The sequence below is a fragment of the Cellulomonas sp. GTC20042 genome (genome assembly GCF_055389595.1).
In genome coordinates this window covers 2,334,937-2,357,689 of record NZ_AP043678.1, presented here as the reverse complement: position 1 = coordinate 2,357,689, position 22,753 = coordinate 2,334,937, and the positions used below count along the sequence as shown (strand labels likewise).

Sequence of the window (22,753 nt, the reverse complement as noted above, 5' to 3'; positions counted from 1 at the left end):
ATGTTGCCGATATCGGACGCCCTGCCGGGCGTCGTGGTGCCCCGGGTCGCTCCCGGTGGCCCGTCCCAGCGGAGGGAGGTGCGCATGAGCTCGACCCCAGACCCTGCGGCACCCGAGGGCGCCGGCTGTCCGGACGACCTCGCACCGCACGCCGTCCGTGAGGCGGAGGCCGACGCCGGCACCCGTCGTCGGGTGCTCGACCTGATCGCGAGCGACGGCCCGGTGTCCGCGGCCGACCTGGCCACCGACACGCACCTGACCGCCGCGGCGATCCGTCGGCACCTCGCGGTGCTGGAGGCCGAGGGGCAGATCGGCGTGCACGAGGCCGCCACCTCCGGCCCCGCCCGCCGTGGTCGGCCCGCCAAGCGCTACGTGGTCACCACCGCGGGGCAGGCCGCGCTGACCCAGCAGTACTCCGAGCTGGCCAGCCAGGCGCTGCGCTTCGTCGCCGAGATCGGTGGCGCCGCCGCGGTCCGTGACTTCGCCGAGCGCCGGGTGCTGGAGCTGGAGACCCGGCACGCCGAGGCGCTGGCCGAGGCGGGTGACGACACCGAGCAGCGCGCCCGGGTGCTGGCCGAGGGGCTGGCCCTGGAGGGCTACGCCGCCACCGCCCGCCCGGTGCCCGGCTCGCACGCGATCCAGCTCTGCCAGGGGCACTGCCCGGTGCAGGACGTCGCCAGCGAGTTCCCCGAGCTGTGCGAGGCGGAGGCCCACGCCTTCTCCCGGATGCTCGGCGTGCACGTGCAGCGCCTCGCGACGCTGGCCCACGGCGGCCACGTCTGCACCACGAACATCCCGATCATCCCGGTGCGTCCGACGACGGCGGGGACCCGCCCCGACGCACCCCACGACGAGCACCCCGCACCGAGCCCCCGCACCGTGCGCCTGACGGAAGGACGACGAGCATGACGGCATCGACCGACACCTCGACCGGCAAGCCTGCCGAGCCGATGAGCCAGGACGAGGCGATCGCCTCGATCGGCAACTACGGCTACGGCTGGCACGACCCGGACGCCGCCGGCCAGATCGCCCAGCGCGGTCTGTCCGAGGAGGTCGTCCGCAACATCTCGGCGCTGAAGAACGAGCCGGAGTGGATGCTCAAGACACGGCTCAAGGCGCTGCGCCTGTTCGACAAGAAGCCCATGCCCTGGTGGGGCGCGGACCTGTCGGGCATCGACTTCGACAACATCAAGTACTTCGTGCGCTCGACCGAGAAGCAGGCGACCTCCTGGGAGGACCTGCCGGACGACATCAAGAACACCTACGACCGGCTCGGCATCCCGGAGGCGGAGAAGCAGCGCCTGGTCGCCGGCGTCGCCGCGCAGTACGAGTCCGAGGTCGTCTACCACCAGATCCAGGAGTCGCTGGAGGCGCAGGGCGTCATCTTCGTCGACACCGACACCGGTCTGCGTGAGTACCCGGAGCTGTTCGAGCAGTACTTCGGCTCGGTGATCCCCCCGGGCGACAACAAGTTCGCCTCGCTCAACACGGCCGTGTGGTCCGGCGGGTCCTTCGTCTACGTGCCGCCGGGCGTGCACGTGGAGATCCCGCTGCAGGCCTACTTCCGGATCAACACCGAGAACATGGGCCAGTTCGAGCGGACGCTGATCATCGCGGACGAGGGCTCCTACGTGCACTACGTCGAGGGCTGCACCGCGCCGATCTACCAGTCCGACTCGCTGCACTCCGCGGTGGTCGAGATCATCGTGAAGAAGAACGCCCGCGTGCGGTACACGACGATCCAGAACTGGTCGAACAACGTGTACAACCTGGTCACCAAGCGGGCGACCGCAGCCGAGGGCGCGACGATGGAGTGGGTCGACGGCAACATCGGCTCGAAGGTCACCATGAAGTACCCGGCGATCTACCTGCTGGGCGAGCACGCCCGCGGCGAGACGCTGTCCATCGCCTTCGCCGGCGAGGGCCAGCACCAGGACGCCGGCTGCAAGATGGTGCACGCCGCCCCGCACACCTCGTCCTCGATCGTGTCGAAGTCGGTGGCCCGTGGCGGCGGCCGCACCTCGTACCGCGGCCTGGTGCAGGTCCTCGAGGGCGCGAGCCACAGCGCGTCCAACGTGCTCTGCGACGCGCTGCTGGTCGACCAGATCTCCCGGTCCGACACCTATCCCTACGTGGACGTCCGCGAGGACGACGTGTCGATGGGCCACGAGGCGACCGTGTCCCGCGTGAGCGAGGACCAGCTGTTCTACCTGATGTCCCGCGGCATGACCGAGACGGAGGCCATGGCGATGATCGTGCGCGGGTTCGTGGAGCCCATCGCGCGCGAGCTGCCCATGGAGTACGCCCTCGAGCTGAACCGCCTGATCGAGCTGCAGATGGAAGGGGCCGTCGGCTGATGTCGACCACCACGCAGAACCTGTCGACCGACCACAGCCGGGCGACGGCCGACGAGGCGCACAGCCACGGCGTCGGGGTGATCCCCGAGGCGTCCCGTGCCGCGCGTGCGACCTCCTTCGACGTGACCGACTTCCCCGTGCCCACCGGGCGCGAGGAGGAGTGGCGGTTCTCGCCGGTGGACCGGCTCGCGCCGCTGTTCGCCGGGGCGACCGAGGGCGTGCTGTCCGGGCACGGCGTGCTCACCACCGTGGTGAACGCCCCCGAGGTCGAGGTGGAGATCGTCGACCGCGACGACGCCCGCCTGGGCCGCGCGGGCGTGCCGGGTGACCGGGCCGCCGCCGTGGCGTGGGCCTCGTTCCCGCGGGCCACCGTCGTGACGATCCCGCAGGAGGCCGTCGCGTCGACCGTCACCTCGGTGCGGGTCGAGGGGGTCGAGGGCCAGCTCGAGGCCACCGGCAGCCACCTGCTCGTGCACGCCAAGCCGCTGTCGCAGGCCACCGTCGTGATCGACCACGTCGGCTCGGCGCTGCTCAGCGAGACCGTGGAGATCGTCGCCGAGGACGGTGCGCACCTGACCGTCGTCACGGTGCACGACTGGGCCGAGGGCTCGGTGCACAACACCGCGCACCGGCTGCGCCTGGGCCGCGACGCCACCGTCAAGCACATCGCGGTCACCCTGGGCGGCGACGTCGTCCGGCTGACCCCGGACGCCGAGTTCGTCGGCGAGGGCGCCTCGGTGGAGATGCTCGGCGTGTACTTCGCCGACGCGGGCCAGCACCAGGAGCAGCGGCTGTTCGTGGACCACGCGGTACCGAACTGCAAGAGCCGGGTCACCTACAAGGGCGCGCTCCAGGGCGAGGGCGCGCACACGGTGTGGGTCGGCGACGTGCTGATCCGCGCGGCGGCCGAGGGCACCGACACCTACGAGCTCAACCGCAACCTGGTGCTCACCGACGGGGCGCGCGCCGACTCGGTGCCGAACCTGGAGATCGAGACCGGGCTGATCGAGGGTGCCGGGCACGCCAGCGCCACCGGCCGGTTCGACGACGAGCAGCTGTTCTACCTGCGCTCGCGCGGCATCCCGGAGACCGACGCCCGCCGCCTGGTGGTGCGCGGCTTCTTCGCGGAGCTGATCGGGCAGATCGGCGTGCCGGAGGTCGAGGAGCGGCTCATCGCCGCGATCGAGGCCGAGCTCGCCCGGTCGATGAGCGAGTTCGCCGAGGGCGCCGCGAGCGTCGTCGAGGCCGCCGAGACCGAGACCGCATGAGCGCCCAGCTCGCCTGCATGACCGAGGACGTCCCCGAGGCCGGCGCGCTGCGCGTCGAGCTGGAGGGCCCCGAGGGGGTCGTCGAGGTCGCGGTGGTCCGCGCCGAGGACGGCTCGCTGCACGCCATCAGCGACATCTGCTCGCACGGCGCGGTGTCCCTGTCCGACGGGGAGGTCGAGGACTGCACGGTGGAGTGCTGGCTGCACGGGTCGAAGTTCGACCTGCGCACCGGCGAGCCGCTGAGCCCCCCGGCCGTCCGCCCCGTCCCCGTGTACCCCCTGACCGTGGACGGCGAGCGCGTGCTCGTCGACGTCGGCTGAGCACGCACCCCTGACCTTTCAGCCTGAGGCTTTTCAGAACGAGGAGAACCGAGATGTCCACCCTGGAGATCCGCGACCTGCACGTCAGCGTCGAGACGAAGGAGGGCCCCAAGCCCATCCTGCGCGGCGTCGACCTCACCGTGTCGAGCGGCGAGACCCACGCGATCATGGGCCCGAACGGCTCCGGCAAGTCCACGCTGGCGTACTCGCTGGCCGGCCACCCCAAGTACCAGGTCACCAGCGGCACCGTGACCCTGGACGGGGAGGACGTGCTGGCGATGTCCGTGGACGAGCGGGCCCGCGCCGGCCTGTTCCTCGCCATGCAGTACCCGGTCGAGGTGCCGGGCGTGTCGGTGTCGAACTTCCTGCGCACCGCCAAGACCGCCATCGCCGGCGAGGCCCCGCCGCTGCGCACCTGGGTCAAGGACGTCAACGGCGCCATGGAGCTGCTGCGGATGGACCCGCAGTTCGCCGAGCGCTCGGTGAACGAGGGCTTCTCCGGCGGCGAGAAGAAGCGCCACGAGATCCTCCAGATGGAGCTGCTCAAGCCGGCCGTCGCGATCCTGGACGAGACCGACTCCGGCCTGGACGTCGACGCGCTGCGCATCGTCTCCGAGGGCGTGAACCGCGCCAAGGCGGCCACCGACCTCGGCGTGCTGCTGATCACCCACTACACGCGGATCCTGCGCTACATCAAGCCGGACTTCGTGCACGTCTTCGTCGACGGCCGCGTGGCCGAGGAGGGCGGCCCGGAGCTGGCCGAGCGCCTGGAGAACGAGGGCTACGACCGGTTCCTCACCACGGGCGCCTCCGCCTGACGCACGCACCACACGGATCGAGGACGAGATGACCGACACGCAGGAGCGCGCGAGCACGCGCGTCCTGGACGCCGCCGAGCTGGCGGCGGTCCGGGCGGACTTCCCGCTGCTGCACCGCACGGTGCGCCACGGCCGCCCGCTGGTCTACCTCGACTCCGGCGCCACCTCGCAGAAGCCCGAGGTGGTGCTGGACGCCGAGCAGGACTTCTACGCGCAGCGCAACGCCGCCGTGCACCGCGGGGCGCACCAGCTCGCGGAGGAGGCCACCGAGGCGTTCGAGACCGCGCGCCAGCAGGTCGCGGGCTTCGTCGGCGTGGCCGAGGACGAGCTGGTGTGGACCTCCAACGCCACCGCCGGGATCAACCTGGTCGCCTACGCCATGTCCAACGCCACCGCCGGTCGCGGCGGGGCGGCGGCGCAGCGGTTCGCGCTGGCCCCCGGGGACGAGATCGTCGTCACCGAGGCCGAGCACCACGCGAACCTGGTGCCGTGGCAGGAGCTGGCCGCCCGCACCGGCGCCACCCTGCGCTGGCTGGGCGTCGAGGACGACGGGCGGATCCGGGTCGACGACCTGGACACCGTCGTCACCGACCGCACGAAGGTGCTGGCGTTCACGCACGCGTCCAACGTCACCGGGGCGATCACCCCGGTCGAGCGCTTCGTCGCCCGGGCCCGCGAGGTCGGCGCGCTGACCGTGCTCGACGCCTGCCAGAGCGTGCCGCACCTGCCGGTGGACCTCGGGGCGCTCGGCGTCGACTTCGCCGCGTTCTCCGGGCACAAGATGCTCGGCCCCACCGGCGTCGGCGCCCTCTACGGCCGCCGCGAGCTGCTGGAGGCGATGCCCCCGGTGACCACCGGCGGGTCGATGGTCGAGGTCGTCACCATGGAGACCACCACCTTCGCGCCGCCGCCACGCCGGTTCGAGGCGGGGACGCAGATGGTCTCCCAGGCGATCGGCATGGGCGCCGCCGCGACCTACCTGTCCGAGCTCGGCATGGACGCGGTCGCCGCCCACGAGGCGCACCTGACCGGGCTGCTGCTCGACGCGGTGGCCTCGGTGCCCGGCGTGCGGGTGATCGGCCCGACCGACACCCGCGACCGGCTGGCCACGGTGTCCTTCGTGGTGGACGGCGTGCACGCGCACGACGTCGGCCAGGTGCTCGACGACGCCGGCGTGGCCGTGCGGGTCGGCCACCACTGCGCGCAGCCGCTGCACCGCCGGTTCGGCGTCGCGGCCACCGCCCGCGCCTCCGCGGCCGTCTACACGACGGACGAGGAGATCGCGGTGTTCCGGGAAGCACTGGCGGGGGTCCGGACGTTCTTCGGGCTGGAGGACTGACATGACCGGATCGATGGAGCAGCTGTACCAGCAGGTGATCCTGGACCACGCGAAGCACCCCACCCACCGGGGGGAGCAGGAGCGCTACGACGTCGAGGTGCACCACGTGAACCCGACCTGCGGCGACGAGGTGACCCTGCGGGTGCGCCTGGACGGCGAGGGGGAGCCCGTGCTCGGCGAGCTCACCTGGACCGGCCAGGGGTGCTCGATCTCGCAGGCGTCCGCCTCGGTGATGGCCCAGGCCGTCACCGGCAAGTCGCTGGACCGCGCGCTGGCGCTGTCCGCGGAGTTCCGCGACCTGATGGACACCCGCGGCGTGCTGCCCGAGGGCTACGAGCCCGACGAGGAGCTGGAGGACGGCGTCGCCTTCGTCGGCGTCGCCCGCTACCCCGCACGGATCAAGTGCGCGCTGCTCGGCTGGGCGGCGATGAAGGACGCCGTGGCGCAGGCCGCCGCGGCACGGACCACCGGGGCCGGCACGCCGGTCCACGACGGGGAGGCACGATGAGCGACACCACCACGCCGCCGCAGGCACCGGCGAACGCCGCCGACATCGAGGAGGCGCTGCGCGACGTCATCGACCCTGAGCTCGGGATCAACGTCGTCGACCTCGGCCTCGTCTACGGGATCGCCCTGGAGCCGAACCGGCACGTCACCATCGACATGACGCTCACCTCGGCGGCCTGCCCGCTGACCGACGTGATCGAGGACCAGGCCGGCACCTCCCTGGAGGGACTGGTCGACTCCTTCCGGATCAACTGGGTGTGGATGCCGCCGTGGGGCCCGGAGCGGATCACCGACGACGGCCGCGCGCAGATGCGGGCCCTCGGGTTCAACATCTGACGCGAGCGCGTGTTCGCGACGGCCGGTCGCCCTGCGGGGTGGCCGGCCGTTCGCGCGCCGGGAGTCAGGAGGTCGGGGCCGGTGTGCCCTGGGCGGGGTTCGGAGCCGGGCTGGGGGCGACCTGTTGCGAGGAGACCGTCAGGTCGAGGCCGGGCAGCGCCTCGGCGAGCACCCGGCGGGCGTCGGGGACGGAGCGCGGCGGGACGCGCAGGGTGCCGCCCGTGGTGCCCAGGCCGGCACGGAGCACGGGGACGCCGGCGGCGGTGAGGGCCGTGACCGGCTCGGCGGTGGCCGGGGTGAGCGGGTCGATCTCGTAGCCCGCACGGCCGTCGGCGGACCACAGCGCGAGCGCCGCCTCGTCCCAGCCGTCGAGCGCGACGTACGCGGGCAGCAGTGCGGGGAGGTCGGCCGCGAGGCCGCCGTCGACCTGCACCTCCGCGCGGCGGGTCCGCTCGGCGCTGTCCGGGCGGGCGCTGTCCGGGCGAGCGGTGTCGACCGGGCGCACCTGCACGGTGCCCTCCGGGATCAGTGCGGCTGCCTCGTGCGCGCCGCGCAGCAGGTCGACGTCCGCCCAGCCCCGCTCGTCCAGCGCGATCGTCAGCAGCACGCCGTCGCGCTGCTGCTCCAGCACCGCGGTCAGGTCGCCGTCGCCCTGCGCGATCTCCGCCAACGCCGCCTCGGCCACGACGAGCACCTGCTCGGCGGTGGCGGACGCGTCCAGGGTGACCGTGCTGTCGGCGGTCCCGGACCACGGCAGCGGGTTCTGCCCGCCGCCCTCGACCTCGGACACGCCCGGCAGGTCGCGCACGGCCGCCTCCAGCCCCTCGCCGAGGGACGTGCCGCGGTTCACCGGCCCGCAGGCGGTGAGCGTCAGCGCGATCGCGAGCACGGCGGCCCCGGTCAGCAGTCCTCGTGCCGGTGCGCGCACCCGTCGTCCCCCTCCGACCGTGCCCGGGCGGCGCGGTCCCGCGGCACTCTAGCGGGCGTGACCTGCGGGGGCGTCCGGGGGTCAGGCGGCGAGGCGGACGCTCCACAGGCCGAGGGCGACCAGCGCCAGGGCGGCGAGCGGCAGCAGGGTGCTGCGCAGGTGCGTCGTCGGCGGCACCCCCGGCGCGCCGGGAGCCACCCGCGCCTGGACGGCGGCGCGGGCCACCGGGATGGTCGCGGCGAAGCACAGCACCGTCACCACCCGCCACCACGAGGGGTCGATCACCAGGGCGATCAGGGTGCCGATCGTCATCAGGCCGAAGCCGATCGTGATCGTGATCTGCTGCAACGGCGCGCTGACCGGGCGGGGCGGTTCGTCGGCGGCGGGGCGGGTGGGGCTGTCCTCGTCGGGGTCGGGTCGTGCTGGCACGTCGACCACCGTACGCGTGCGCGCCGATGCGGCTCGACCGGTGGTCATGGCATGTCTTCCAGTCGGCGGGGTTCGTCCTCGCCGGGTACGCGGACGAGGTAGGGGTCGGTGAGGGGGTAGTCGCCGATGGGGGCGACGTCCTGCCAGTTCTCGAAGCGTTGGGCGATGACGGCGGAGTCGTCGCACTCGCCGCTGACGGCCTGGTAGTCGCGGACCCACAGCGAGGGCGGGGTCAGGCCCTGGGCCTCGAGGGTGGCGATCTCGTCGGGGGTGAGGGGCGAGAGGGTGATGTCGGAGGTGCGGCCCAGATCCGCGAATCTCGGCCGAGGCGTGCCGTCTGCTTTCGAGACCTCCATCTCTCGAGAAGAGGCGCCACAGGTGCGGACTGTTGTGGACCCGTCAAGGTTCTCCACAACTGTGACGGGAACCCACGCCGCCGGACCGGTGGATACCCAGGGGTACTCATGCATCGTCTCGGTCGCGTCGTCGTTCAGCCCGGCCACGCTTGGGTTGCTCGCGGGGTCGATCCATTGGGTGAACTGGGCGAAGTGGATGGTGTCGGTGAGGTTGGCCCAGGCCAGCACGATCATCGTCTCGCGGATGACCTGGACGGCGGTGGTCTGTTCCAGGTCGCTGGGTGCGGGGTCGGGTGGGGTGAGGGGGGCGATGTCGGCGGCGGGCCAGGGGCCAGTGGGCTCGGGGGTGGGTGTCGGGGTGGGGTCGGGCGCGGTGGTGCAGGCGGTCAGCGCGAGCAGCACGGTCGCGGTGGCGGTGATCGTGCGGGTGGTGCGTGTCATGGCATGTCCCGGGGGTTGCGGGGCTGGGTCTCGCCGGGGACGCGGACGTCGTAGTCGCCGGTGGCGACGGGGTTGGTGACGGCCGTGGCGGTGGTGGCGTAGGAGTCATCGAGGGTGCTGGTCAGGGTCGGTGCGCCCAGGGGCTGGTCGCTGGTGCCGGTGTAGGCGGGGGTGATCGCGTCCCAGCGGGCGGTCAGGGTGGCGTTGACGGTCTCGTGCAGGAGGTCCCCGCCCATGCCGGTGCCCTGGTCGACGAGCGCGTCGAGGTCCTGCTGGCTGATGATCCGGGGGTCCAGGCTGGCGCCGTGGTCCAGGGCGGTGCCGGTGGCGACCTGGGCGAGGTAGTCGGCGAGGGCGTGACCGGTGCTGACGCCGGGGATGAGCGAGGAGATCGTCATGACGGTGTCGAGCTCGTGGCGGGCCTGGTCGCCGAGGGCCTCGGCGTGCCAGGTGTCCTGGGCGGTGTAGGAGCCGTGGGTCAGGCCGAACAAGGACCCGACACCGTCCAGCAGGGTCGTCGCGGAGTCGACGTCGGGGTGGTTCGGGCCGGTCACGTGGGCCAGGACCTCGGTGGCGTAGGTGCCGGCAGCCCCGGAGAAGGTCGCGAGGGCGGCGGGGTCGAGCAGGGTGACGCCGAGCAGGCGGGACAGGTTGCCCCGCTGGACGTCGAATGGAGCAGCGTCGAACGCACCTGCGGAGCCCACCGCTTGCACATATGAGCTACCTCCGCCTTCGAGGTCCTCGACCATGACGCCACTGCTCAACCCCGCGGCGATCTCCGGCATCACGGTCGCCAGCGCCTCGGCGAGGTCGCGGGCGGCGGTCGGCGACAGGGCCCCGACCTCGAACGAGAGGTTCCCGCCGAGGGCCTCGGAGGCGGCGGCGAGCACCCCGATCGCCTCGCGCCAGGTGTCGCCGAGCGGGTCCGTGGCGCGGGCGGCCTGGAGGTCGGCGTCGTGGGCGATCGCGTCGAGCAGGGTGGCGGGGCCCTCGAACCGGTCGCCGCCCCAGGCGTGCTGCCCGAACCAGTAGTCGACGCGGGCGTCCTGCCCGGCGAACCGGTCCACGACAGCTTCGGGGTGGCGGGCCAGCTGGGCGAAGATCGCCCCGGTCAGTGAGCCGGGGCCGCCGCCGAGCGCGGTGGTGATGGCGGCCTCGACGGTGTGCTGGTTCAGGCCGAGCACGGTCGGCCCGATGCTGGGTGGGGTCCCGGTGAGCTCGTCGAACCGCTCGGGATCGGTGCCGCGCAGCCCCTCCAGACGGTCGAAGGCGCCGAGCACGACGTCGGTGTCCAGGCCCTCGGCCGCCAGCAGGAACGCGACTGCGGGCCGCCGGCCGTGGGGGGTGATCGTGTCCAGCAGCGCGGCGCCGAAGGCGGTGGCGGTGCCCGGTGTCCAGGCCCGAGAGGCGGTGACCAGCCCGGCGGCGATCTGGGCGGCGAGCCCGGCGGTGGTGGTGCCCGTCGGCAGGTCGTCGTGCAGGTCCTCGACGGTGGCGAGGTTGACCAGCAGGTCGGTCACCCCCGCGGCGCCGAGCTCGCGGTAGAGCAGGGACATCGCGGCCTGGTCCCCGGAGTGCATGGACAGCAGCCGGGCGAGCAGCAGGTGGTCCTCGGTGGTGATCGTCCCGTCGAGCAGCCGGTCGAGCACCTGGTCGATCGTGGTGGCCAGCGGGCGTGCGGAGCCGTCCGCGCGGTAGGCCAGCGCGGCCCACGCCCGTGCGCCGGGTCCGGGGGCGTCCAGCAGGGCGTCGGCGGTGCGGCGGTCCAGGGCGCGGCGGCGCTCGCCGAGCGCGTCCAGCAGCGCCCGGGCGGTGGCGATCTCGGCCTGTGCGGTGCTCACCGCCAGCCGCAGGCGCGGGTCGACCGTGCCCGACGCGTCGTCGTCCGTGGTCGCGGTGGCGGTGGTGGCACGGGACAGCGCGGACTTCCCGTGGGTCAGGTCGTCCTGCGCCCGGGCGAGCCGGGTGCGCAGGCCGTCGGCCTCGTCCTGCATCGCCGACAGCTCGGCGGCGTAGCCGGACAGCGCGGCGGCCAGCCGGTCCCAGGCCTGCACGCCGGCCACCGCTTCGGTGGTGCTGATGGCCGCCGAGTCCCGGAACGCCTGCGCGGCCACCCCGTTCCACACCTCGACGCCGACCAGCGCGACCTGCGCCTCGACGTGGCTGCGGCCCTGCGCGAGCGTGGTCGACAGCCCTCGCACCAGGGCCGCGGCCGACTCGCACACGCTCGGCACACCCCCGTCAGGACGAGAGCCCGCCCCGCTCACCGCAGACCCGCCGCGAGGCTCGCGTCGACCCGGCCGAGCTCGGCGAGCACGTCCACCGCCCGCCCGCCGAGCTCGGCCCACCCGGACCAGCACGTCGCGTCCTGCGCGGCGATCATCCGGAATGCCTGCACGTAGGCGCCGATCACCTCGTCCGACCCGCACAGCGAGATCGACGGGGGCGGTCGGTCGGGGTCGGCCTGCGCGCGCAGGCCGACCAGGGTGGAGAGCACCGGCGTGAGCACGGTCTGGTCGAGGGTGAGGTCGGGCACGGTGCTGCCTCTCGTCCGGGGTGATCGGGGGTGTCAGTAGCGGCCGACGGGGGCGACGTCGCGCCAGTTCTCGAACTGCTGGACCACGACGCCCGAGGCGTCGCACCCGCCCGAGACGGCCTGGTAGGAACGGACCCGCAGCGCCGGTGCGGTCAGCCCGACCGCCGCCAGGTCGGCGATCTCGTCCGGGGTCAGCGGCAAGACGGTGATGTCGGAAAGCCCGCCGTAGTCATCGAGGTGCTGGCGCATCGAGCCGTCTGACTTCGAGGCGTACGACTCAGGTGTGAAACGTATGCACGTGCGCACCGTCGTCGAGCCGTCGGCGTTGTCGATCACGCCGAGCGCCACGAACGGCATCGGGCCGGTGCGGACGTACGGGTCTCGCTCCACGGCCGAGCTCAGCCCGACCAGCGCGGGATGGGACTTCGGGTCGATCCGCTTCGTCACCTGGGCGATTCCGGCGTCGTCGGTCAGGTTCGCCCAGGCGACGATCACATCGGTCTCCCGGATCGCCTGCACCGCCGGCGTGTCCTCGAGCTCGTTCGCCCCCGGCTCCGCCGGCACCAGCGCGCCGATCTGCGCCACCGGCAGCGCGCGGGTCACCGAGGGCGTCGGGGTCGGCCCAGGCTCGTCCGCCGGGCCGCAGCCGGCAAGCAGGATCAGCCCGAGCGCGAGGACGCCCCCGGGTCGCGGGGTGCGGGCAGGGGGTGTCGTCACGGAGCGTCTCCTCGGGCGGGCGGGGCGGGCAGCTGCACGGTGCGGGAGCGCCCGGCGGTGACGTACCGGCCGCGTCCGACCGGGAAGTCGGCGCGTCGCATGCGGTCGAACGCCACCCGGAACAGCACGTCGCCGTCCGGCTGGTCGGGTTGCAGGGCGATCCCGGACCGGCCGGCGCGGATCTCGGCGACCAGCGGCCAGCCGGAGGCCCAGGCGGAGGTCTCGGACTCGGCGACGACCAGGTGCCCGTTGCGGCGGGCGGCGCGGACAGCGGCGAGCAGCGGCGCCTCGGCCTCGGTGGTCGGCAGGTCGCAGTAGCCCTCGACGACCAGGGTGATCGCCGGGTGCTCCGGATCGACCGGCTCGCTGAGCAGCGGGAGCAGGCGGCGGGCGAGGTCGGCGATCTCGGCGGGGGTGTGCGCCTGCTCGGTCCACCCGTCCACCCGGGAGGCGGGGGAGCGGCGGGGGCCGCACCGGTACAACGGTGCAGCAGGGTCGTGCCGGTGGATCGCGGCGGCGATCGAGGCGACGGCGGTGGACCGGCCGCTGCCTCCGGGACCGGCGACGAGCAGGGTGCCGGCGCGTTCGAAGCCGATCGGGGCGAGCGTGTCGGCGGCGATCCCGAGCACCGGGTGGCCGTCGACCTGGCCGGGCAGATCGAGCGGATCGATCTCGGCCGCGAGCCGACCGACCGGTGGCGCGACCGGCGCACCCGCGGCACGCAGCCTGTCCGCGATCTCGACCACGGCGACGGCCTGGAGGGCGCTCTCCGTGGCGCCTGCGAGCACGGCGACCTGGATCTCGTCGGTGCTGCCGGCGAGCACGCCACGGCCGGGCGGCAGGTCGGGGCCGTGGTGGTCCGGGGGAGCGCCGAGGTGGGCGCACGCGTTCGCGTCGGCCTGGCGGAGCACGAGCCGACGGGAGATCTGCGCGGACATCACAGTGGTGAGGGCACCGGGCCGCTCCGCGGTGAGGATCACGTGCACGCCGACGGCACGACCCTCGGCGACCAGCCGCAGCAGGCCGGTGTAGGTGCCGATGCGCCCGGGGGACTGGTAGGCGTCGTGCAGGGCGGCGATCCCGTCCACCAGCAGGTAGATCCGCGGCAGGTGCGTGCCGGTGAGCCGGCGGTGGTCGCTCAGCGATCCGGCGTGCACCCGCGCGAACAGATCGGCGCGCTCGTCGAGGGTGGCGCACAACCGGGTGATCACGCGGGCGACCCGCTCCTCGTCGTCCCCGTCGACCACCGCGGCGACCTGCGGCAGCGCGGCGATCATGCCGAGCGCCCCGCCGCCGAGGTCCAGGCCGTAGATCTCGACGTGCCCCTGCGCGGTCGCCACGGACAGCGCCACCGAGCGCAGCACCGTGGACCGCCCGGAGGCGGTGGTGCCGAAGACCGCGAGGGTGCCGTCCTGCTCGGGCCGGTGCAGGAACGGGACCTGCGCCTGCTCGGCGGGGACGTCGATCAGGCCGAGCGGGAGGGTGGCGTCGTCCCGCTCGGTGGTCAGGTCGAGCGTGAGCACCGTGGGCAGCTCGGGCAGCCAGGGTCGGCGGGGTTCGGGCACGCCGGCCCGGCGCGCGGCCGCGCCGAGGGTCGCGACGACGCGCGCGGCGTCGGTGGGGCCGTCGGGGTGCTCGGCCTGTGGGCCGGGGCGGGGCGCGAGCACCCACGGCTCGCCGGGTCCGAAGGTGAGGGTCTCGATGCTGACGGCGGGCGCGGCGGGTGCGGCGTCGCTGCGTCCGCCGACGTAGCCGGTCTGGAACATGGCGAGTCGTCCCGGCCCGGTGCGCACCGCACCCCGCCCGGGCACCCGGGGGTCGAACTGCGCGGCCATCGGCGATCCGAGCACGTCGGTGGAGTCGTGCTCGTCGGCCATCCGCAGCGCGATGCGCAGGTTGGTGTTGGCGCGCAGGTTGTCCTTGATCACCCCCGCCGGGCGCTGGGTCGCCAGGATCAGGTGCAGACCGAGCGAGCGGCCACGCTGGGCGACGTCGACCACCCCGTCGACGAACTCCGGCACCTCCTGCACCAGCGCCGCGAACTCGTCGATCACGATCACCAACGCCGGCGGGGTCCGCGGATCGCCGGCACGCTCCATCGCCAGCAGGTCCTTCGCCCCCGCGGCGGCGAGCAGGTGCTCGCGGTGACGCAGCTCGGCCCGCAGCGAGGCCAGCGCGCGCCGCACCAGGTGCGGCGACAGGTCGGTGACCAGACCCACGCAGTGCGGCAGGTCCACGCAGTCCGCGAACGCCGCCCCACCCTTGTAGTCCACGAACAGGAACGACACCCGGTCCGGGCTGTGCGCCGCCGCCATCCCCAGCACCCACGCCTGCAAGAACTCCGACTTGCCCGACCCGGTCGTGCCACCGACCAGCGCGTGCGGACCCTGCGCCCGCAGATCCAGCACGAACTCCCCATCGGCGCCCTGACCCACCACGGCGCGCAGGGCGGCGTCGGTCCGCCGACGCACGGGCGTGCCGGTGCGGTCGAGCACCGAACCGGTCTCGTGCCACCGAGCCACGACGGAGGCGGGGTCCTCGGCCAGGTCGTGCCCGGCGAGCGTGAGGAAGCCGACCCCGCGCGGCAGGTCGGACTCGTCCGGCACCGGTGCACCGGCGTCGCGCACGCCCGCGAGGTGGCGGGCCAGCCGGTGCGCCTCGGCGGGATCGAGCCGTTCGGGGACCAGGTCGTGCCAGGTGCCGTCGGTGGTGGACCCGACCCGTGCTCCGGCGTCGTCGACGACCAGCACGCACCTGCTGGCGGCGGGCAGCCGCTGCGGCCGCGGGGCGCACCACAGCACGTGCACCCCGACGGCGGGGCCCTCCTCGACCACGCGGACCAGTCGACCGCGGTCCGCCGGGGTGTCGTCCTCGACCAGAACGAGCACGCGCGGGAGGACGGTGGCGCCGTGGGTGCGGTCCGCCCGGCGCGCGGCGATCAGCTCCTCGAGCCCGAGCAGCACGCGGGCGCACGCGGCCGGGTCCGACCCGACGTGCTCGGTGAGCGGTGAGTGCGGGGAGTCGGCGTGCGGCAGCCAGAGCAGCCAGTCCCACCGCGGCGCGCTGGCCCGCGAGGTCAGCGCCACCAGGACGAGCTCGGCGGGGGAGTGCCCGCACACGAGCTGGGCGACGAGGGCGCGGGCGACGGCGGGGGCAGGCTCCGGGCGTCCGGTGACGCCGATGACGCCGGACTCGGCGAGGTCGAGGACCATGGGCACGTCCGTCACGTCCCGCAGCTCGGCCAGCACGGCGTGCAGCTCGTCCCACAGCTCCGGGTCGGCCGATCCGCGGGCGGGGGTCTCCACGGTGGTGCGCGAGACGTCGGTGCCGGTGCCCAGCCGGGCGTGCAGGAAGTCCCGGGAGTCCGGACGCGCCGCCCACAGGCCGGCGTCGAGGCCGAGCGCGTGCTCGACGAGGTCGCGCGTGGCCGGGGTCTCCCGCCGTCGGGCCTGCTGCTCCTCGAGGTGGTCCTGCTCGACCTGGTCACGCAGCCGGCGCAGCCCCTCGTGGAACGCGGCGGCCTCGGAGCGGGACCTGCGGCGTCCGGTCGTCCGGGAATCCCACCAGGTGCCGAGCATCAGCATCGGGCTCAGGGCGAGGAACATCAGCGACATCGGGTTGCGAGTCATCGTGTACATGCCGGCGCCCATCAGCACCGGGCCGATCAGTGCGACGAACGGCAGCCGCTGCGGGGTGAACGGGCGGGGCACCTCCGGCGCGGGCAGCGTGCGCTCGGCGTAGCGGCCGAGCACGCGCGGCGACCGGACGAACTCCACGGTCGCGCTCGGTGGCGCGGTGGGCGCCGGGATCCCCGGCAGGACGCTGCCGGCTACGGGGCGCACCTGGATCTCCGAGCCGCCGACCAGCACGACGTCCTCCGGTCGCAGCACGAGGCGCGGCACCCGGCCGTCCCCGACGACCAGGCCGTTCGACGAGCCGGCGTCCACGATCTCCACCACCTCGCCGACCAGCAGCCGGGCGTGCGTCTTGGAGACCATCAGGTCGTCGAGGCGCACGCCGCTGGCCGGCCCGCGCCCGATCACCACCACGCCGGCCGCCAGGTCCCAGGTGCGGCCCGCGTCAGGACCGCTGAGCACGGTCAGGCGGGCGACGACGGGGCCCTCGGGCTCGCGGTAGCCGGCGCCCTCGCCGGTCAGGGTGATCAGGGAGCCGGCGCGCAGTCCCGCGTCGACCAGCGTGGTCGCGCCCGGGACGGTGCGGAGGGCGTCGTCGTCGGGGCGCTGGAGGCGCAGTGTCGGCGTGCCGGTGACCTCGTGCCCGGAGCCGCCGCGGAGCAGCGCGTCGGCGAGGTCACCGGCGGTCGTCCCGGCACTGGCCGTGACCACGACCGCCGTCTCCACGCCACCCGGGCGACGCAGGACCAGACGTGTGCGCACCTGTGCTCCTCTCCGGGCACGACGACGTCGCGCGGGCGGACCGATCGCCGGGCCGCCCGCGCGACGGACGTGGTCAGCGGCGCAGGCCGGCCGCGAGCTGGGAGTCGACCTCCGACAGGGTGGAGGCGGTGGACCGCAGGTACTGCGCGAGGTTGGTCAGCGCACCGACGGTCTGCGTGGCGGCGGTGGTGAACTGCTCGTAGGACTCGCCGAAGGCGACGGAGGCCTGGTCGGTGACGAAGCCCGAGGAGATCAGGCTCGCGATGAAGGTCCGCAGCTCGGTGAGCCGGGTGGTCAGCTCCTCCTGCCCGGTGGCGAGCCGCGTCGCGGCCTGCTCGATCTCCTGGTAGCTGACGTTCATGTTGGCCATCGCGTGCTCCCTGCTGCGGCATCGGTGCGTCCCGCCGGGCGACGGGGCGAGAGTCCGACGTTGGCACAGGTCAGCGCGTCGCGTGGCGTCGCGTGAGTGGTTTCCCCTACGCGCGCCCGAATTGCGTGCCGTGGTGAGGGAAGACCCTGATCAGTCCACGATCCCGCGCGCGGCCAGCGCCTCGCCGAGGTCGCGTGCCCGGCCGACCACCCGCAGCACGGCGGGGGTGAGCCACACGCGGGGGTCGCGCTCGACACCCCGGGCGCGGGCGGCGTCGCGGACCTCGTGCACGGTGCGGGCGATCTCCGGCACGGTGCGCAGCACCAGCGCCACGGTCAGCGCGACGACGTCGGGGGAGATGCCGAGGTGGCGCAGCGGGCGGGCAGCACGGGTCAGCACGTCGAGCAGCCGGTCGGCGGGGGTGGTGGCGGTGACCACGGTGGCGGCGAGCACCAGGGCGAGCAGATCGGCGACCACCTCGACCGCGGAGGTCCACCCGCGCGCCCACCACTGGTACGCCCCGGCGAGGGCGGCGGTGAGCAGCACCGGCAGCAGCGCGCGCAGGGTGCGACGCAGCGGGAGGCGGGCGAGGACGGCGGCCAGCACGACCACGCCGAGCAGCGCGGTCGACGCGACGACCCCCCGGGTGAGCACGACGGCGAGGCCGAGCAGGGCCAGCGCGGCGAGCTTGGCACCCACCGGGGTGCGGTCCAGGGGGGTGCGTGCGGGCCGGTGCAGGCCGAGCAGGGTCACGGGCGCGGGGCTGGGTCGGGCGCGGCCATCAGTCCACGGTAGGCGGCGATCGCCGTCTCCGGGGCGCCGTCGTGCACCACCTGCCCGTCGTCGACCACCAGCACCCGGTCGGCGCGGGCGGCGGCGTCGAGGTCGTGGGTCACGACCACCACCTGCTGCGGCAGGTCGGCGAGGATCCGGTCCACGGCGGCGCGCCAGCGCAGGTCGAGCAGGGTGGTGGGCTCGTCGCAGACCAGCACCTGCGGCTCGGTGGCGAGGACGGCGGCGAGGGCGAGCAGCTGGCGCTGGCCGCCGGACAGGGCGCGCACCGGCAGGTCGGCGCGATCGGCCAGGCCGACCCGGTCCAGCGCCTCGCGGGCGCGGGCGTCGCGCTCGCGGGCGGGGACGCCGGTGCGGCGCAGGGACAGCGCGACGTCCTCGACGGGGGTCGGCATGACGACCTGCGCGTCGGGATCGGTGAACAGGAAGCCGACCCGGCGACGGACGGCGGCCCCGTCGCGGGCGGTGTCGAGGCCGTCGACGCGCACGGTGCCGGCCGAGGGCAGGGTGAGGCCGTTGAGCAGGCGGGCGAAGGTCGACTTGCCGGAGCCGTTGGCGCCGACCACCGCGACCCGCCGCTCGGTGAGCGTGCAGGTCACCGGGCCGAGGATCCGCACGACGTGCTCGGGCGCTGACCGCCCGCGCCGGCCGTCCCCGCGGCCGTCCGCGGCGGCCGCCCCCGGCGCCCAGGCGGTGACCAGCGCGCCGTCGAGCTCGATCACCGGCCGCGCAGCAGGTCCGGGAACGCGCGGACCGCGGCGGCGGCGACCACCGCGGCGAGCACGTTCTTGATCACGTCGCCGGGCAGGAACACCGCGCCGGCCGCGACGGCCTCCGAGGCCGACATGCCCAGCCGCCAGCCCATGACCGCGATGCCCAGAGGGTGCACCGTGAGCAGGGTGGCGGCGGTCGCCGCGCCGAAGAACGCCGGTACCCGCCACGCCGGACGGGCCCGCCGGGCCAGCAGCCCGAGACCGCCCGCGACAGCCGCCGCCGCCGGGAACGCCAGCAGGTAGCCCGCGGAGGCGCCGCCCAGCACGCCGAGCCCGCCCGCGCCGCCGGAGAACACCGGCAGCCCGGCCAGGCCGACCGCCACGTAGAGCAGCAGAGCGAGGGTGCCGCGCCGCGGGCCGAGCACCAGGCCGGTGAGCACCACGCCGAAGGTCTGCAGGGTGATCGGGACCGCGCCGCCGGTGGGGATCGCGGGGAGCACGGCGCACACGGCGACGAAGGCCGCGAAGGTGGCGACCAGCGCCACGTCGGTGGCGACGGAGGTGCGGGTCACCGGCACCGGCACGGCCGCGTCGACGGGCATCGCGGGCACGCTGCGATCGGCGGGGGAGGTGTCGGACATCGGCTGCGCCTCGCTTCGGGTGGGCGGTGCGCGGGGGCGGCACCGTACGCGGCCACGCTAGCCGTCGGCCCGGCGGCGGGTCTCTGGACGGCCCGGCCAAGCCCGGCACCCCACGGCTGGAGGTTCCGGCAGGTGCGCACCGCGGATATGGGGTCGGCCCGGGGGCATGGAGCCTCGTAGAATGAGCGGCGTTTGTGCCGGGCCGCGAGGGAGCGCGCGGCATCGGTGCGCCCGCGTGCGGGCGAGGACAGGACGAGGGAACCAGTGATCACAGCGCAGGGCGTCGAGCTCCAGATCGGGGCGCGCACGCTGCTGTCCTCGGCGACCTTCCGGCTCGCCGCGGGGGACCGGATCGGCCTGGTCGGGCGCAACGGCGCCGGCAAGACCACGCTCACCAAGACCCTCGCGGGCGAGACGCAGCCCACCGGCGGCACGATCAGCCGCTCCGGCGAGATCGGCTACCTGCCGCAGGACCCGCGCACCGGCGACCTCACCACCCTGGCGATGCACCGGGTGCTGTCCGCGCGCGGCCTGGACGAGATCGTCGCCGCCATGCGCGAGACCGAGGGCGCGATGGCCAGCGCGGACGACGACACCCGCGAGGCCGCCATGGAGCGCTACGCGCGCCTCGAGCAGCGGTTCACCGCCGCCGGGGGCTACGCCGCCGAGTCCGAGGCGCACCGGATCACCGCGAACCTTGGCCTGGACGACCGGATCCTCGCCCAGCAGATCGGCACCCTGTCCGGCGGTCAGCGCCGCCGCGTCGAGCTCGCGCGCATCCTGTTCTCCGGCGCGGACACCCTGCTGCTGGACGAGCCGACCAACCACCTCGACGCCGACTCGATCATCTGGCTGCGCGACTACCTCAAGGTGTACCCCGGCGGGTTCATCGTGATCAGCCACGACGTCGACCTGCTGCGCGACACGGTGAACAAGGTGTTCCACCTGGACGCCAACCGCGGCGAGCTCGACCAGTACAGCCTCGGCTGGGACGCGTACCTCAAGCAGCGCGAGACCGACGAGAAGCGCCGCCGCCGCGAGCGCGCCAACGCCGAGAAGAAGGCCTCGACGCTGATGGCGCAGGCCGACAAGATGCGCGCCAAGGCCACCAAGACCGTCGCCGCGCAGAACATGGCCCGCCGCGCCGAGCGGCTGCTGTCCGGCCTGGAGGACGTCCGCGCGCAGGACAAGGTCGCCAGGCTGCGGTTCCCCGAGCCCGCCGCCTGCGGCAAGACCCCGCTCACCGCCGCCGACCTGTCGAAGTCCTACGGCTCGCAGGAGGTGTTCGCCGGGGTCGACCTGGCGATCGACCGGGGCAGCCGCGTCGTCGTGCTCGGCCTGAACGGCGCCGGCAAGACGACCCTGCTGCGGATGCTCGGCGGGCTGATGGAGCCGGACACCGGCGAGGTGATCCCCGGGCACGGCCTCAAGCTCGGCTACTACGCCCAGGAGCACGAGACGCTCGACCTGGACCGGACCGTGGTGGAGAACCTGCGCTCGCAGGCCCCCGACCTCACCGACACGCAGGTGCGCTCGGTGCTCGGCTCGTTCCTGTTCTCCGGCGACGACGCGGACAAGCCCGCCCGGGTGCTCTCCGGCGGCGAGAAGACCCGCCTGGCGCTCGCGGCGCTGGTGGTGTCCTCGGCGAACGTGCTGCTGCTGGACGAGCCGACCAACAACCTGGACCCTGCCTCCCGCGAGGAGATCCTGGCGGCGCTGCGCTCGTACACCGGCGCGGTGGTGCTGGTCTCGCACGACGAGGGCGCGGTCGAGGCGCTGAACCCGGAGCGGGTGGTGCTGCTGCCGGACGGCGACGAGGACCTGTGGAACCCGTCCTACCTGGAGCTCGTGACGCTGGCCTGAGCCACGCGGACCCGGCCGCGGGTCAGGACTGCGCGTCGATCAGCGCGTCCTCGGTCTCCTCGTCGGAGGGGCGGCGACGTCGGCGTGCGGGGGACGTGCCGGGCGCGGCTCCCGCGGCCGGGGGAGCGCTGCCGGTGCCCGGCCCCGTCCCGGCACGCGTCGGGTCGTCCCCGATCGCCGCACCCGCCTCCGCGAGCGCCCGCCCGTCGCGGACCTCGCGCCGCGCCATCCAGGTGAAGCCGACCAGCGCGCCGAGAGCGAAGGTCCACCACTGGAACGCGTACGACAGGTGCGAGCCGGGGTCGGTGCTCGGTGCGGGCAGCCGGCCCAGCGCCGTCGCGGCGGCGGGCTGCTCGGTGACCACCGCGCCGTAGGCGGCGTAGGAGGTCGCGGCCCGGTTGATGCCGCCGGCGGCGAGCACCTGGTCCACGTGGATCGCCTGCACCTGCCCGGCGGGGGCGCTGCGGTCGCTGGCGGGCTCGTCCCGCCGCATCCGCACGGTCACGGCCACCTCGCCGGACGGCGGCGCGGGCACGTCGATCTCGCCGCTGGCGTCGTCGTCCCAGGCCACCCAGCCCCGGTCGACCACGAGCACGACGGGATCGGCGCCGGTGCTCGCGTCGGTCAGCACCAGCGGCACGAGCACGTGGAAGCCGGGCTGGCTGTCCACCGGCCGGTTGCGCAGCAGCACCGTCGCGTCCGCGTCGTAGCGGCCCTCGACGGTCACCTGCCGCCAGACGTCGTCGGGGTCCAGCGTCGCGTCCGTGCGGGGGAGCAGGTCGGCCAGCGCCACGGGCGTCGAGTCGTAGTTGGCCTCCACCAGGCGGATCGCGGCGTCACGGGCGACGTGCCGGTTCCACTGCCACCGGCCGAGGAACGTGCAGGCGGTCGCCAGCACCACCGCCAGCAGCACCAGCCCGACCGCGCGCCGGGCGTGCGGGCTCAGCCGGGACAGCCCCGGCACCGCGCCGGTCAGCGCCATGGCAGCCCCGGAGCGCCCTGTTCCACCCGCGGCAGATCGGCCACCGGGACCGTGGACTTCCAGAACACCCGCGCGCGCAGGTACTCCTCCAGGTACTCCCGGTGCGCGTCGCAGGCCAGCCAGACCTTGCGGCGCTCGGGGGTGTGCAGCGTCGGGTTGTTCCACAGCACGCCCCAGGTGGCCTCCTGCCGGCAGCCGCGCGCGGAGCAGACCAGCTCGTCGACGCTGTCCGGGGTGGGCTGGCTCATCGGTGCTCTCCTGGTGCGGGATCGATCGGGGCGTCGTGCGAACCGGCGGACCAGCCCGGGCCGAGCAGGCGCGGGTCGAGCTCCACCCCCGGCGGGGCGGGGTCGCGGCGCTCGCGCCCGGCGTTCACCAGCAGCACCGCCACGTAGGGCAGCACCACGGCGCCGACCAGCAGCGTCAGGCTGACCCACAGCGGCACGTGCGGCCAGAGCACCACGGCCAGCAGGAAGCACACCACGCGCAGACCCATCTGCCACAGGTAGTTCCGGGTCCGGCGCGCCTGGTCGGCCGCCAGGGACTCGGGTGCGTCGGTGACGCGCTGCACCGGGGGCCGCCTGCTCACACCTGATCGTAGGCGCGGCCGGCCGCGCGCGGCGGGTGGGCGGGCGCGCCGACG

At 74.4% G+C, this 22,753-nt stretch carries 23 protein-coding genes; 9 read left to right on the top strand and 14 right to left on the bottom strand.

Features of this window, described 5'->3' with window-relative positions; genetic code table 11:
* Positions 1–84: 84 nt before the first annotated feature.
* From ACZ5HG_RS11020 to ACZ5HG_RS10985, 8 genes are read left to right on the top strand one after another with little or no spacing between them, the layout of a single operon-like run.
* Positions 85–909 carry a helix-turn-helix transcriptional regulator gene (locus tag ACZ5HG_RS11020; protein WP_464176138.1) on the top strand — a complete coding sequence of 275 codons (825 nt, stop codon included), beginning with the start codon at positions 85–87 and terminating at the stop codon, positions 907–909.
* Positions 906–2,357, top strand: a complete 1,452-nt coding sequence (gene sufB / locus ACZ5HG_RS11015; protein ID WP_464176136.1) for a Fe-S cluster assembly protein SufB — start codon at positions 906–908, stop codon at positions 2,355–2,357. The genes ACZ5HG_RS11020 and sufB overlap by 4 nt, the downstream gene beginning before the upstream one ends.
* Positions 2,357–3,625, top strand: a complete 1,269-nt coding sequence (sufD, locus tag ACZ5HG_RS11010; RefSeq protein ID WP_464176133.1) for a Fe-S cluster assembly protein SufD — start codon at positions 2,357–2,359, stop codon at positions 3,623–3,625. Before sufB ends, sufD begins: the two co-directional genes overlap by 1 nt.
* Complete coding sequence (locus tag ACZ5HG_RS11005; protein ID WP_464176131.1) at positions 3,622–3,945, top strand: non-heme iron oxygenase ferredoxin subunit; 324 nt, start codon at positions 3,622–3,624, stop codon at positions 3,943–3,945. Before sufD ends, ACZ5HG_RS11005 begins: the two co-directional genes overlap by 4 nt.
* A 53-nt stretch (positions 3,946–3,998) precedes the next feature.
* The gene (gene sufC / locus ACZ5HG_RS11000) at positions 3,999–4,763 is read left to right on the top strand and encodes a Fe-S cluster assembly ATPase SufC (RefSeq protein WP_464176129.1); all 765 of its coding nucleotides are present in this window, start codon (positions 3,999–4,001) and stop codon (positions 4,761–4,763) included.
* Positions 4,764–4,791: 28 nt separating this feature from the next.
* Positions 4,792–6,102 carry a SufS family cysteine desulfurase gene (locus ACZ5HG_RS10995; protein ID WP_464176127.1) on the top strand — a complete coding sequence of 437 codons (1,311 nt, stop codon included), beginning with the start codon at positions 4,792–4,794 and terminating at the stop codon, positions 6,100–6,102.
* 1 nt (position 6,103) lies between these two features.
* Positions 6,104–6,610, top strand: a complete 507-nt coding sequence (gene sufU, locus ACZ5HG_RS10990) for a Fe-S cluster assembly sulfur transfer protein SufU (RefSeq protein WP_464176125.1) — start codon at positions 6,104–6,106, stop codon at positions 6,608–6,610.
* The gene (locus ACZ5HG_RS10985) at positions 6,607–6,945 is read left to right on the top strand and encodes a metal-sulfur cluster assembly factor (RefSeq protein ID WP_464176122.1); all 339 of its coding nucleotides are present in this window, start codon (positions 6,607–6,609) and stop codon (positions 6,943–6,945) included. The genes sufU and ACZ5HG_RS10985 overlap by 4 nt, the downstream gene beginning before the upstream one ends.
* Before the next feature lie 64 nt (positions 6,946–7,009).
* On the opposite strand, the gene ACZ5HG_RS10980 is transcribed toward ACZ5HG_RS10985, so the two are convergent.
* The 11 genes from ACZ5HG_RS10980 to ACZ5HG_RS10930 form a co-directional block, all read right to left on the bottom strand.
* Positions 7,010–7,873: a hypothetical protein gene (locus ACZ5HG_RS10980; protein WP_464176120.1), complete on the bottom strand. Its 864-nt coding sequence runs from the start codon at positions 7,871–7,873 to the stop codon at positions 7,010–7,012.
* 81 nt (positions 7,874–7,954) lie between these two features.
* Positions 7,955–8,302 (bottom strand): hypothetical protein, encoded by a 348-nt coding sequence (locus tag ACZ5HG_RS10975; RefSeq protein WP_464176118.1) that lies wholly within the window; start codon positions 8,300–8,302, stop codon positions 7,955–7,957.
* 44 nt (positions 8,303–8,346) lie between these two features.
* Complete coding sequence (locus tag ACZ5HG_RS10970; RefSeq protein WP_464176116.1) at positions 8,347–9,099, bottom strand: hypothetical protein; 753 nt, start codon at positions 9,097–9,099, stop codon at positions 8,347–8,349.
* Entirely contained in the window at positions 9,096–11,324 is a 2,229-nt protein-coding gene (locus tag ACZ5HG_RS10965; protein WP_464176115.1) for a hypothetical protein, read from the bottom strand. The genes ACZ5HG_RS10970 and ACZ5HG_RS10965 overlap by 4 nt, the downstream gene beginning before the upstream one ends.
* A 38-nt stretch (positions 11,325–11,362) precedes the next feature.
* Positions 11,363–11,635 (bottom strand): hypothetical protein, encoded by a 273-nt coding sequence (locus tag ACZ5HG_RS10960; RefSeq protein WP_464176113.1) that lies wholly within the window; start codon positions 11,633–11,635, stop codon positions 11,363–11,365.
* Between the two features lie 33 nt (positions 11,636–11,668).
* Positions 11,669–12,352 (bottom strand): hypothetical protein, encoded by a 684-nt coding sequence (locus ACZ5HG_RS10955; RefSeq protein ID WP_464176111.1) that lies wholly within the window; start codon positions 12,350–12,352, stop codon positions 11,669–11,671.
* The gene (locus tag ACZ5HG_RS10950) at positions 12,349–16,749 is read right to left on the bottom strand and encodes an FtsK/SpoIIIE domain-containing protein (RefSeq protein WP_464176109.1); all 4,401 of its coding nucleotides are present in this window, start codon (positions 16,747–16,749) and stop codon (positions 12,349–12,351) included. Before ACZ5HG_RS10950 ends, ACZ5HG_RS10955 begins: the two co-directional genes overlap by 4 nt.
* A 73-nt stretch (positions 16,750–16,822) precedes the next feature.
* Positions 16,823–17,119, bottom strand: coding sequence for a WXG100 family type VII secretion target (locus tag ACZ5HG_RS10945; RefSeq protein WP_464176107.1), 297 nt, complete (start codon positions 17,117–17,119; stop codon positions 16,823–16,825).
* A 150-nt stretch (positions 17,120–17,269) separates the two neighbouring features.
* On the bottom strand, positions 17,270–17,872 hold the full coding sequence (locus ACZ5HG_RS10940) for a CbiQ family ECF transporter T component (protein WP_464176104.1): 603 nt from the start codon (positions 17,870–17,872) through the stop codon (positions 17,270–17,272).
* Entirely contained in the window at positions 17,869–18,633 is a 765-nt protein-coding gene (locus ACZ5HG_RS10935; RefSeq protein ID WP_464176102.1) for an energy-coupling factor ABC transporter ATP-binding protein, read from the bottom strand. Before ACZ5HG_RS10935 ends, ACZ5HG_RS10940 begins: the two co-directional genes overlap by 4 nt.
* Positions 18,630–19,226, bottom strand: a complete 597-nt coding sequence (locus ACZ5HG_RS10930) for a biotin transporter BioY (protein WP_464176100.1) — start codon at positions 19,224–19,226, stop codon at positions 18,630–18,632. The genes ACZ5HG_RS10935 and ACZ5HG_RS10930 overlap by 4 nt, the downstream gene beginning before the upstream one ends.
* Positions 19,227–19,529: 303 nt before the next feature.
* Between ACZ5HG_RS10930 and ACZ5HG_RS10925 the strand changes: the two genes are divergently transcribed.
* Complete coding sequence (locus ACZ5HG_RS10925) at positions 19,530–21,128, top strand: ABC-F family ATP-binding cassette domain-containing protein (protein WP_464176097.1); 1,599 nt, start codon at positions 19,530–19,532, stop codon at positions 21,126–21,128.
* 22 nt (positions 21,129–21,150) lie between these two features.
* Here the strand turns inward: ACZ5HG_RS10925 and ACZ5HG_RS10920 are convergent, their stop codons facing one another.
* From ACZ5HG_RS10920 to ACZ5HG_RS10910, 3 genes are read right to left on the bottom strand one after another with little or no spacing between them, the layout of a single operon-like run.
* Positions 21,151–22,110 (bottom strand): SURF1 family cytochrome oxidase biogenesis protein, encoded by a 960-nt coding sequence (locus tag ACZ5HG_RS10920; protein ID WP_464176095.1) that lies wholly within the window; start codon positions 22,108–22,110, stop codon positions 21,151–21,153.
* A complete protein-coding gene (locus tag ACZ5HG_RS10915; RefSeq protein ID WP_464176092.1) occupies positions 22,101–22,358 on the bottom strand; it encodes a hypothetical protein in 258 nt (85 codons plus the stop codon). The genes ACZ5HG_RS10920 and ACZ5HG_RS10915 overlap by 10 nt, the downstream gene beginning before the upstream one ends.
* On the bottom strand, positions 22,355–22,699 hold the full coding sequence (locus tag ACZ5HG_RS10910) for a DUF3099 domain-containing protein (protein WP_464176090.1): 345 nt from the start codon (positions 22,697–22,699) through the stop codon (positions 22,355–22,357). Before ACZ5HG_RS10910 ends, ACZ5HG_RS10915 begins: the two co-directional genes overlap by 4 nt.
* Positions 22,700–22,753: the final 54 nt, after the last annotated feature.